The sequence below is a fragment of the Actinoplanes sp. NBRC 103695 genome, assembly GCF_030269485.1.
Taxonomy (GTDB): domain Bacteria; phylum Actinomycetota; class Actinomycetes; order Mycobacteriales; family Micromonosporaceae; genus Actinoplanes.
Map to the genome: position 1 here is coordinate 355,610 of NZ_BSTL01000003.1, position 10,933 is coordinate 366,542.

Below are 10,933 nucleotides of genomic sequence, written 5' to 3' on the forward strand. Positions count from 1 at the left end.
GCGGGGCTTAACGGTCGCTTTACATCGATACGCGTAAGCAGGCTCATACCAGTCAGGGGCACTGTAAACGGGTGAAGGGAATGATTGGATGCGCAAACTACGAGCGATGGCGGCCGTGGCCGCCATGGCGGTGACGGTCACGTCCATCTGGCCGGGCGGAGTGGCTCAGGCCGACCCGCCGAAGCCTCCGGCCACGCAGATCATCGGTGGCACCGACGTGCCTGACGGGAAGTACCCGTTCATGGCTTCGCTGCAGTTCCAGTGGGAGGGCGAAACCTCCTGGCAGCACGGCTGCGGCGGAACTCTGATCGATGGCCGCGGCGTGGTGCTCACCGCGGCACACTGCGTGAACTGGCTCGAGGAGGAGGGCGCGCCGCAGCTGCGCGTCGTCGTCGGTCGCACGGCCCAGTCCGCCGACGACGGCCTGGTGCGCGGTGTCGCCGGCATCTCGGTCTACGACAAGGCCGACGCGGCTCTGGTGTTCCTGGACGACTTCGTGCCGGGTATCACGCCGATCCAGCTCGTCACCCCGGGCACGGACGCGGCCGAGCGCCCGGGCAGCGACGTCATCACGGCCGGCTGGGGCAGCACCGTGCTCGACCCGGACGGCCCGGGCGGCGGAGGTCCCGGCGAGTACGCGCCGGACCGCCTGCAGGAAGTGACCGTGCCGATCGTGTCCGACGACGAGTGCAAGGTCTCGTATCCCAACCTCAAGCGGGGTACCGAGATCTGCGCCGGCCGTGCGGGCAAGGACTCGTGCCAGGGCGACAGCGGCGGCCCGCTGTTCGTCAAGGTTCCCGGCGCCCAGCCGAAGTACCTGCAGATCGGCATCGTCAGCTGGGGTTACGGTTGCGCCGCGACCGGCCGTCCCGGCGTCTACACGCAGCTGAGCAACAAGAAGCTCGGCAAGTGGGTCGCCCGGTTCGGTTCCTGATCGGACGGACGCGCCAGGGGTGGGTGGTGGCACTTGTCCCTGGCGCGACGCCCGTGGACGGCAGGGATGGTGATCTGCCCACCTGCTCACCGAACTCCGCGCGCACGGTCAGGCGAAGTGGTAGAACAGCGGCCAACCGGCGCCGAGCACCGCATTGCACAAGTAGAGGTAGCCCACCGCGTAGTGCAGCGCCCAGTCCTTCGTGACGATCGTCCAGGCGGCGGCCTGGATCGCCTTGCCCAGGATGGCCCGCGTTCATGCGGCGATGGCTCCACCGTCCACGGGCAGCACCGCGCCGTGAATGTAGGCGGCTTCGTCGCCGGCGAGGAAGGCGACGGCGGCCGCCACTTCCCGGGGGTTGCCGAGGCGGCGGGCAGGCAGTGCGGCGGCAACGGATTCGAGCCCGGCGCCGTCGTCGGTGCCCTCCGTCCGGATCGGTCCGGGGCTGACGGCGTTGACGCGTACGCCGCACGGCCCGAACTCGGCCGCCCAGCCCTGCGTCAGCAACAACAGCGCCGCCTTGCTGGAGCCGTAGAGTCCCGCGGCGACCGAACCGCGGTGGGCGGCGCCGGTGAGGATGTTGACCACCGCGCCGGAGCCACGCTCGGCCATGGCCGGTGCCAGCGCTTGAACCAGGAAGTACGGCGCTTTCACGTTGATGGCGAAGGTCGCGTCGAACCCTGCCTCGGTGGTGGCCGACGTCGGCCCGAAGGAGAACACGCCGGCGTTGTTGATGAGGATGTCGATCTGCCCGGTGACACCGAGCGCGCGCTCTGCCAGGCCGGCGGTTCCCGTCCTGGTGGTCAGGTCGGCGCCCAGGAAGTCCGCACTGCCTCCACGCTCGCGGATCAGCGTGACGGCGCTGGTCCCTCGTCCGGCGTCGCGGCCCGAGACGATCACATGGGCACCACGCGCGGCGAGGTTGTCGGCCACGGCGCGGCCGATGCCGCTGGTGGAACCCGTGACGAGCGCCGTACGACCGTCGAGGTTGGAGGGCGTGGAAAACGTCTCCCGCGATGCTGGCTCAGTCATGTCGGTCAGGTTCGCGGTCGTCGGCGAGTAGATCCAAGTCTCTTGCCAATCCGGCAAATTGTTGCGCTGACACTCGTTCGAAGGTGCACCCATGTCGACCCGAAGGACTGAGCCGTGCCCGACCGACCTGAGATTGTCTGCATCTGCGGCTCCACCCGCTTCGTGGACGAGATGCGCGCGGCGAACCGTGATCTGACCTTCGCAGGCGTCATCGTCGTCGCGCCAGGCGTCTTCCCGCGCGGCGGGGACCACGAAGCAGACGAGCCGATCACCGACGAGCAGAAGACCGTGCTGGGCGCCCTCCACCTGCGCAAGATCGATCTGGCTGACCGGGTTCTGGTCGTCAACCCAGGCGGGTATGTCGGCGAGTCCACGAGCAGGGAGATCGCCTACGCCCGCGCCACCGGCAAGCCGGTCTCGTTCACCGATCCGGTCTGACCCGTGGACGCTTCGTGGTGCGCGCGGCAACGAGTCTCCGTCAGCGGCGGAGCCGGGGGAGCAGGGTGATCAGGCCGGCGAGCAGGTAGACCGGGCCGAGGGCGGCGAACGCCGAGGTGAGGTACTGGCCGGCGGCCGCCGCTGTGTGGTCCCAGGACGCGAGGTAGCGCAGCCAGATCGCCGCGCCGATCAGCAGGGTGGCGGCGGGGGCGAGGGCCATCGCCGGCACCAGCCCGGCGCGGCCGCGCCGGGCGAGCAGGGCGGCGACGACCAGGCCGCCGGCGGCCGTCATCGTCCCGAGGTCCCGGTACAGGGAGGTGAGCTGGTCGGTGGGGCTGTTGACGACCAGCCACCGGACGGCCAGGGTGGCGACCACCGGAACGCCGACCAGCAGCGCCGTGCGAGAGGGGCGGGGACGCACGGCGGTCCAGCGGAGGCCGAGCACCCACAACACCGCCACCGTGATCGCGCCCGGCTTGAGCATGGCGTAGTAGCCCATGGTGGTCGTCAGCCCGGAAACCCAGCCGCGGGCGTTGACGATCGAGAAGATGTCGATGCTGATCCATAGCGCGCCGGTGAAGAGCAGCGTGTTCAGGATGGTGATCGCCGCCCAGGTCAGTCTGCCCGCCGGGCGACCGGCCGAGTGCCGGGCCCAGGCGCGGGCCAGCAGGCCGCTCGCCGCGGCCGCGCCTCCGACGGCGGGCGGGAGCAGGACGAGAATGGTGTTGTTGTCGAACACACCCCGCCCGAGGAACAAGGCTCCCGAGATGTGCGCCAGCAGCCCGGCTGCGGTCGCGACGGCCAGCGTCGCCGAGGTGACGCGGAGCCGCATCGGGCGGCCGGTGTGCTCCGCGACCAGCGCGGCCCGCCACAGCGCTGTTCCCCAGACCAGCGCGAAGAGGATTCCCGCGACCAGGCCGGTCAGATGGGTGGTCTGGCTGACCAGCCAGTTCCCGGGGCTCGTCGGCAGGGCCAGGTGCAGGACGGGCATCATCATCGCGATCAGCAGCCCGGCCGTCGCGGCGTCCAGGGGGCGAAGTTCCATCGTGCGGTGCGGATCATCGAGCGCCGCCAGGCGGCGCCGCGGTGAGGGATGGATCGCCTGGAGGCGGCGCCACCACCGGTGCCGTGGCGACGACGAGCCGCGCAGCAGGTCCAGCATGCCCGCCTCGCCGCCCTCCGCGGCGGTGAGGTCGGCCTCGTGCTCGCGGGACCGGAGCACGGCGGCCGCCACGACGGCGGCTACGGCGAGCAGGAGCAGGCTGCGTAGCGCGTAGTTCCAGTAGAAGGCGTGGGTGACCATGTTCATCAGCAGGAGCAGCGAGGCCTTGGGCAGCTCGTCCGGATAGGACCTCAAGACCTGCAGGTTGATCATCAGAATGGGCGTGAGCAGCGCGGGGATCAGCGCCCACCACAGGCCGCGGGTCAGCCAGACGAGGGTGACGTCGCCGGCGCGTACGTGGGCCGCCTCGTGCCGGAGCACCGCGTCGATCTGGTCATCCGGCAGGCGGCGCAGTCCACGGGGAAGGATGATCCGGGTGCCGCGCAGGGTGCGTACGGCGAACGCCTCCGTCAGCCGTTCGCCGCCGAAGAACACCTTGACCGCCGTGCCGGTCCGGGTGGTGATCCGAGGCTCGGCCGGGCTCAGTGGCCCGGCCCGCCACAGCAGCCGGTACGGCAGGAGCACCATCAGCAGCGCGCCCAGCAACAGCACCACGAGCGCTCCGCCGAAGGTGTACCCGGCCCGGTCCCACTCCACCGCGCTCAGGCACCGCAGGTAGACCGCGCCGGTGGCGACGTCCGGCACCGCGTCGAGCGGGCGTCCCGCGGCGCACACCTTGACGATCGCCACCCACCGTTGCCCCTGGATCGCGTTGAAAGTGGTATGCCCGGCGAACATGCCGGCCGCCGCCAGCAGCAGGAGAACAGCTCCGTACCGGGCCACGCCGGGAGAGGGCAGACGAACCAGCCGTGCCGGGGTCGCCGTGGCCGTCGCCATCTGGCGGACCGCGGTCACGCGGCGCGATCCGAACAAGGCAGTCCTCCGATGGGCGGGGTCGGGCGCGCCGAAACTGTCACAGGTCCCGTCTTGATCGCAGATTCGTGAAATCGGCCAGGTCCGGCATTCCGCTGTTATCCGGACCTTGCTTCAGCCGATCGGGTTCGCCGGTTCCGGTGTCCTGGCCGAGCCTCGGAGACGGTTTCTCATCGGCGTTGCCGCTCCGGACGGTGGCTGGCTCCGGCTCGGACGACGGCGACGACGCGGTGCAGGTTGGCGACGTCGGCGGTCGGATCGGCGTCCAGCAGGACCAGGTCGGCGTCCCTGCCCTCGTGCCGCTGCTCTCGAAGCCGTAGATGTCAGCCGTTCTGCCGGGCGAGGCTGAAGATCGCTATATTGGTGGTGGACGTGCGAAAGTCACGGCCCGGTAGGTAGTCCGGGTGGCACTTGTTGCTCGTACGAGATGGGGTTCTGCAAGGGCCTCCTCCCAGTGCGTCCCTTCCGAACAGTGAAGGGACTCCCCATGTCAGAACCCACCGTCCTGATCGCCGGTGCCGGCCTCGGCGGACTCAGCCTCGCTCAGGCATTGCTCGGCCACGGCATTCCGGTGCAGCTCTTCGAGCGCGACGCCACCCCGTGGGATCGGCCCCAGGGCTACCGCTTGCACCTGGAAGCCGACGCGCTCCACGCCCTGCGAGAGGTGCTGCCGCCCGAGCGCCACGCCCTGTTTCGGGCCACCGCCATGCGGACGACCGCCTTCACCACGATCCTGAACACGTCCCTCGAGGTCGTCAAGCAGATCCCGACCGATGATGGTCAGGACGCGGAGCACTGGCCGCAGTACGTCAGCGACGAGAACGTGCACTGCAACGTCGACCGCGCCACACTGCGGGAGATCCTGCTCGACGGTCTCGAGGAGCACATCCACTTCGGCAGGCAGGTCGCGTCGTACGAGTCCACTGCCGACGGCGTGACGGTTGCTTTCGCGGACGGGACGACCGCCCACGGCACCATCCTGGTCGGCGCTGACGGCATCCGCTCCGCCGTACGCGCTCAGCGTGCCCCGAACCTGCGGACCATGGACGCCGGGGTGCAGGCGATCTACGGCCGTATCCCCTGGGAGGCCGCCGTGGCGGTGTTGCCCGACGCGGTGCTGCAGGACATCTTCGCGATCGGCATGGACAACCGGAAGGTGTTTCTCGGCCTGGGCGCCGTCGACTTTCCCACCGAGCCGTCTGCCGCGGCCCGCGGGGCCGGCCGGCCCTGCCTGCTCGAGCCGCGCGGTAGATACGCCGTGTGCATCGTCGGCGGCCGTCACGAGCATTTTCCGCACAGCCACGACGAACTGCGAGCCATGCCGCCGGCTCGGCTGCAGGACGTGGCCCTGTCGGTGCTCACGGATTGGCCCGAGCCGGCCCGGCACGCGCTCGCGGCCGCGGAGCCGGAGTCGTTCTTCAGCGTCGGGATGGACACCAGCGTGCCGGGTCAGCTGGAGCGGCACGGCACCGTGACCCTGCTGGGCGACGCCGTGCACGCGATGACGCCGACGCTGGGCCGGGGCGCCAACCTCGCCATGCGAGACGGTGCTCTGTTGTCGCGCCGGCTCAAGAGGGTCGCTGACGGCACGTCCACTGTCGCGGAGGCACTCGCCGCATACGAGGACGAGATGGTCGCGTACGGATTCGACGTCGTCCGTGAATCGGTTCGGATGGGTGAACAGCGTATGTCGCAGAATCCTCTCCCGCGCTGACCGATGACGCGGTCGCCCCGGCCGTTCGCGACCGGGGCAACCGTGCCGGAATCTGTCGCCTCTACCAGCCGGCGGTCTCCTCGGCCCGGCGTAGCTCGCGGCTGGCCGGCTGGGCCGCCAGGAACAGAGACAGCACGGCGAACGCGCCGCCGGCCACGAACAGCAGCGACGGTGTCGGCCGGTCGAGCAACTCCCACGGCTGCAGGCCGCCCGCCCGTGGCCGGCCGCGCAGGGACGACGCGAGCAGCGCGGTCGCCGCCGGCACCGCGGCCAGGCAGAACAGCATGGCCAGACCGAACGGGAACGCGACCGCCAGTCGCGCCGGGTGGCCGGGCCGGCCCGTGCGGCGGCTCGCCCAGGCGAAGATCAGGAACGCGACCGTTGCGGCCGGCAAGCCACCGGCCGTGGCGCCGATCCAGACGCCGGCCGGGGTCGTGCGCTCGAATTCCGCCAATATCGAGGCGGCCGTGCCCGCACCGGCCGGGTCCACCGTCAGGGTCAGCACCAGGCCGTCGCGGTTCGCGCGGATGCGCGCCGGCGTCGAGGCTCGCACCGACCAGCCGGACGCCGCCAGCCGTGCGGACGTGTGACCGGTCAGTGCTGCCGGGTCGACGCCGGTCGGGATCCGGGCCTGCGCGACCGCCGCCGTCGCCTGGTACCCGGCGCCCGTGCCGAACAGCAGGCCGTCGACGTCGTCCCAGCTCAGATCCGTTCCCAGAAGCTCGAACTCGGTCTCCGCCGGCGACGGCCCCGGGTCGTGGATCGTGGCGAAGGAGCGGCCGGGCAACGCGTCGGCCAGCACTGTCCGCATCCGGGCGGGTGGCGGCAGCGGGTCGGCGGTCCGCCAGCCTGCCAGCGAGCCGAAGGCCGCGCCGAACAGGCCCGTCATCGCCGTGACGAGCACCGCCCAGGCGACCACCGTGCGGCTCGTGGGCCGGCCGAGCCGGGTGCGGAAACCGTGCGCGACCAGGTTCGCGGTCTCGCGTACGGTCGGGCGGCGGGCCTCGGCGATCAGTGGTTCCAACAGCTCGGCGCCGTGCTCGCGGCGGTAGTCGCGCGGGTAGGCGGCCAGCAGCCAGGCGTACGCCATCTCAGGCCACCCCCGGCCGGAGCGCGCCGCCGAGCCTGGCCTCCGCCGCGGTCGCGAGCTGGCGCAGGCGGGCGGTCTCGGCCCGCAGCGCGTCGCGCCCGGCCCCGGTGAGCCGGAAATAGCGACGACCGCGGCCGTCGACCAGTTCCTCGTGATCGAGCACGACGAGGCCCTCGGCGGTGAGCCGCTCCAGCGCCGTGTAGAGCGTGCCGGTCAGCAGCCTGACCCGGCCATCGGACAGCTCACGGACCACCTGGATCACCCCGTACCCGTGTCGGGGGCCCTCGGCCAGCGCGGTCAGGATGAGGAACGTGGGTTCCCGCATGGCCTTCATGACCCGGAAGTATAGGTAAATGATCAACCTATGGTCAACCGTGGAGCACGGTCGGGAACAGCGGTGCGTACGCGCTCTGGGCATTGCCGATGACCATCACCATCAGCAGCGGGCAGGCACCGGCCGACAGGACGCCGCCGCCCAGCGTCAGCCGGCGGCCGCGTCCACGGACCGTTTCGCCGGTGGCCGCCTGACGGAGGAGCCTTCGCCAGAGAAGGACGGTCAGCGTCACGAAAGCCACCAGCAGAACGCTGCAGATGACGGCCTTGGGCAGCTGCCACGCGAGACGGTCGTCGATCGCCTGCTGGAGCGGCGGTGAGATCTGCGCGCTGCCCGCCCGCAGCCACGCCTCGCCGAGCGGGGAGAACGTCGTTCCGGCAAGCGTCCGCCGAGGGTTGGCGACACTGGTCACGTTCGCCCAGAAGACCACGGACATCACCAGGCCGAGGGCCAGGCTCACCACTGCGAACACGACGTAGGTGCGCCGCGCGAAGGTGCGGCGGGATGCCCGTCGGCCCCGCACCCACGAGAACACGGAGAAGAGCAGCAGAAGGAGGGTGAAAAGGCCGCCGACGACCAGGAGCGCGGCGTGATAGTTCCGATCCTCGGTCAGTAGCAGGTCGTAGGCCGGGCTTGTCGAGAATGGCATGGATCGACCGTAGGAAAGGGCGGGTCGAGTCGGCATCGGACCTCGGGCCGGTTTCTGCCAGGCAGATCTCCCGCCCGCGGCCGATGGCGCGGCTCGCGCGACGAGACGCTGTCCCACGACTACGGCCGTCTGTCCATGCCGCACCTGTGCGGCATGGACCCGGCCGCGCGCCGTCACTCATACTCCTCGATGGGAGCTGACGCCGGACGCAACCTCGGGGGGCCCGGATGACGGCGATTCACGAAGACCGGGAAAGGCGCGCCGACCTGCGTCGCACGGCGCCCGCCGCGGTGGATCGGAGCGACGCCCTCGCCGAACATGCCCCGGGCGCTCTGATCGGTCTGCAACGCTCCGCCGGCAATCGAGCCGTCACGACGATGCTCCGGGGCGCGGCGACCGCGCAGCGTGCCCCCGCCGCGCCTTCGACCGCCGGTCGGGTCGCCGCGATGAGCCCGACCGAACGGCTCGTCGAGGCGTTCCAGCGGGCGCCGATCGCCGCCGCGGTGCGGGAGCGGATCCTGTCCGTCCTGTCGCCCGAGGCGCTGGTGGCGGCGCTGCTGTCGTTCGCCGCCGTGTTCGCGATCTCCCAGTTGACCCCGGTCGGGTGGGCCGCCGACCTGGTCCTGGCGCTCAGCGTCGTGTTCGTGGGCGCCGGGCTCCTGCGCGCCGCCCAGCATCTGGTCGCCTTCGCCGGCGCCAGCTCCGCGACCTCCGAGGAGGAGCTCGACCAGGCCGGTCAGGAGTTCGCCGACGCGGTCGCCGAGATCGGCGTCGACGCGGTTCTGCTGCTGCTCACCAGGAAGATCGGCCCGTCCGGCCCGTCCGGTGGCGCACCGCCGGCCGCCGGCCCGGTCGTGCTGATGGAGAAGGGCGGCACGCTCGCGGTAGTCGCCGTGAACACCGTGCCGGCCCAGGTCGCGGCCCAGGCCGGCATCGGGACCGGGGCGCTGATGTCGACCGCGTCGGGCGGCGGCGGGGGAGGGTCGGACAAGCCACCCGAGAAGGGTGAACAGACCGCCGCCGAGCGCGACTGGGAGAAGGCGGAGGCCGAGGCGGAGCGCCAGAGATCGGCGGCCGACCCGCCCAAGGACACCGAACACGGCCTGTTGCGGCAGCTGGAACGCGGCAAGCTCACCCCGGACGAGCTGGAACTCCTCAAGCAGGCCTTCCCACGCCGGCAACCGGACGGCGCGGTCGTGAAGATCCTCAACAAGGGCAAAGGCAGTTACACGGTGGTGGTGACCAACGCCAAGGAACAGAGCGTCACGGTCATCCGCGAGAAGTCCAAGGTGGAGCTGCGCGGCCTGTCCCGCAACAACGGCTGGGATCCGCCGTACGACTGACGAGCAGGTGTGGACGGTCGTGGGTCCGGTGGCGGTCACCGTCAGCTCTTCCCGGCGGTCGAGGAGCCACAGCCGCACCTGTGCGCCTCGGCGTCAGCTCCACGGCTCTTCGGCGGCCAGGTAGGGCTTGTCCGGTAGCGCCTTTCCGGTGAGGAAGGCGACAGCGGCGGCGCCGGTCTCGTCCGGCCTGTCGGCGAGGACGGTGTGCCCGGCACCGTCGATGGTCTGCATCACGGCCCTCGGGAAGGTGTCCCGGTAATCGCGGGTCACTTCCCAGTCGAGGTAGTCACACTGGGCGCGCAGCACCAGCAGCGGCGTTTCGTCGTGGCGCAGCTTGGGGCGGGGGTCGGCCGTCTTCGCCGCGGATCTGAGCGTGGCGATGTTGGCCCAGAGGCCGTAACCGGCCGGCCGGGCGTGGACCTCGGCCGCCGCGCCGCAGCCGGAGCTCATGTTGAGGCTGCCCACGAACTGCTGATAGAGCGCGTCCGCGGTGCGGTCGGACATCAGTGTGGCGGCGGCGCGCAGCCCGCCCACCTGACCCAGGAAGAACGTCGCCGCGAAGCGCCGGTGAGCCGCCGGCTGACGGCTCTGGTCCTGGCCGCCCGGTGCCGGGCTGCCGTCGCCGAAGGAGTCGCCGGACATGGCGCCGGGGCTCGCCACGATCGCCTTCGCGACCTTGCCGGGATGGGCCGCGAGATATTCAGCGGTGAGCTGGCCGCCCCAGGAAGACCCGACGAGCACCATCGCCGGGACGGCCAGCTTCTGCCGGATGGCCTCGAGGTCGGCCACATGCCGGGCCACCGTGTACTCGCTCGTCTCCAGCCGGCTCGACCGGCCCGAACCGACCTGCTGATAGTCGTAGACGGCGAAGCCGGCGGCCACGAGGTGCGGGGCGAACTCGTCGTTGCCGGATGACGGCGCGCCGGGACCGCCATGGACCATGATCACCGGCTCGGGGTGCGTCACCTTGTCCGCCATCCGGACGTAGGCGATCCGTGAGCCGGTCGGCAGGTCCCAGTACCGCACGGCCGCCGAGCCGGGCATTGCCGTGCCGGTGATCGGAGCGCCGAACCAGGCCCAGGAGAGCCCGGCCGCCATCGCCAGGGACAGGCCGGCCCGGACGCCGGCCCGGATACTCCCGCGACGCGCCCCGACCGTCGCGATCAGGGACGCGATCAGGGCAGCGGCGGCGTACGAAAGAATGGCATTTCCTGTCGCCCCGGCGGTGACGAGTAGCGCGGCGAAGAAGAACGGGACGGCGACGAGCACCGCCGCGGCCGCGAGGAATGCGCCGAGCAGTTTCCGGAATCGTCCCGGCGTTGTGGCGTCGATCATGGATGCGACGCTACGGAGACGACCGTGTC

11 protein-coding genes are annotated in these 10,933 nt (G+C 71.1%); 5 read left to right on the plus strand and 6 right to left on the minus strand.

The genetic code is table 11. The annotated features are described in order from the left end of the window. Positions 1 to 88: 88 nt before the first annotated feature. The gene (locus QSK31_RS06235) at positions 89 to 934 is read left to right on the plus strand and encodes a S1 family peptidase (protein ID WP_285681853.1); all 846 of its coding nucleotides are present in this window, start codon (positions 89 to 91) and stop codon (positions 932 to 934) included. A 255-nt stretch (positions 935 to 1,189) separates the two neighbouring features. On the opposite strand, the gene QSK31_RS06240 is transcribed toward QSK31_RS06235, so the two are convergent. Further along, the gene (locus QSK31_RS06240; protein ID WP_285681854.1) at positions 1,190 to 2,059 is read right to left on the minus strand and encodes an SDR family NAD(P)-dependent oxidoreductase; all 870 of its coding nucleotides are present in this window, start codon (positions 2,057 to 2,059) and stop codon (positions 1,190 to 1,192) included. Positions 2,060 to 2,080: 21 nt separating this feature from the next. Between QSK31_RS06240 and QSK31_RS06245 the strand changes: the two genes are divergently transcribed. Then, a complete protein-coding gene (locus QSK31_RS06245; RefSeq protein ID WP_285681855.1) occupies positions 2,081 to 2,404 on the plus strand; it encodes a hypothetical protein in 324 nt (107 codons plus the stop codon). A 40-nt stretch (positions 2,405 to 2,444) separates the two neighbouring features. Here QSK31_RS06245 and QSK31_RS06250 read toward each other — a convergent pair whose 3' ends face one another. Next, positions 2,445 to 4,421, minus strand: coding sequence for a M48 family metalloprotease (locus tag QSK31_RS06250; RefSeq protein WP_285681857.1), 1,977 nt, complete (start codon positions 4,419 to 4,421; stop codon positions 2,445 to 2,447). 212 nt (positions 4,422 to 4,633) lie between these two features. Between QSK31_RS06250 and QSK31_RS06255 the strand changes: the two genes are divergently transcribed. Beyond that, positions 4,634 to 4,759, plus strand: coding sequence for a hypothetical protein (locus QSK31_RS06255; protein WP_285681858.1), 126 nt, complete (start codon positions 4,634 to 4,636; stop codon positions 4,757 to 4,759). A 167-nt stretch (positions 4,760 to 4,926) separates the two neighbouring features. Beyond that, complete coding sequence (locus QSK31_RS06260; protein ID WP_285681859.1) at positions 4,927 to 6,153, plus strand: FAD-dependent oxidoreductase; 1,227 nt, start codon at positions 4,927 to 4,929, stop codon at positions 6,151 to 6,153. Between the two features lie 61 nt (positions 6,154 to 6,214). On the opposite strand, the gene QSK31_RS06265 is transcribed toward QSK31_RS06260, so the two are convergent. The 3 genes from QSK31_RS06265 to QSK31_RS06275 are packed head-to-tail and all read right to left on the minus strand — an operon-like array spanning position 6,215 to position 8,226. Continuing rightward, the gene (locus QSK31_RS06265) at positions 6,215 to 7,243 is read right to left on the minus strand and encodes a hypothetical protein (RefSeq protein WP_285681860.1); all 1,029 of its coding nucleotides are present in this window, start codon (positions 7,241 to 7,243) and stop codon (positions 6,215 to 6,217) included. Between the two features lies 1 nt (position 7,244). Further along, a complete protein-coding gene (locus QSK31_RS06270; RefSeq protein WP_285682051.1) occupies positions 7,245 to 7,568 on the minus strand; it encodes a PadR family transcriptional regulator in 324 nt (107 codons plus the stop codon). Positions 7,569 to 7,611: 43 nt separating this feature from the next. Further along, positions 7,612 to 8,226: a hypothetical protein gene (locus QSK31_RS06275; protein WP_285681861.1), complete on the minus strand. Its 615-nt coding sequence runs from the start codon at positions 8,224 to 8,226 to the stop codon at positions 7,612 to 7,614. Between the two features lie 227 nt (positions 8,227 to 8,453). Between QSK31_RS06275 and QSK31_RS06280 the strand changes: the two genes are divergently transcribed. Then, positions 8,454 to 9,569: a hypothetical protein gene (locus tag QSK31_RS06280; RefSeq protein ID WP_285681862.1), complete on the plus strand. Its 1,116-nt coding sequence runs from the start codon at positions 8,454 to 8,456 to the stop codon at positions 9,567 to 9,569. 93 nt (positions 9,570 to 9,662) lie between these two features. Here QSK31_RS06280 and QSK31_RS06285 read toward each other — a convergent pair whose 3' ends face one another. After that, complete coding sequence (locus QSK31_RS06285) at positions 9,663 to 10,904, minus strand: alpha/beta hydrolase (protein ID WP_285681863.1); 1,242 nt, start codon at positions 10,902 to 10,904, stop codon at positions 9,663 to 9,665. Between the last annotated feature and the right edge of the window lie 29 nt (positions 10,905 to 10,933).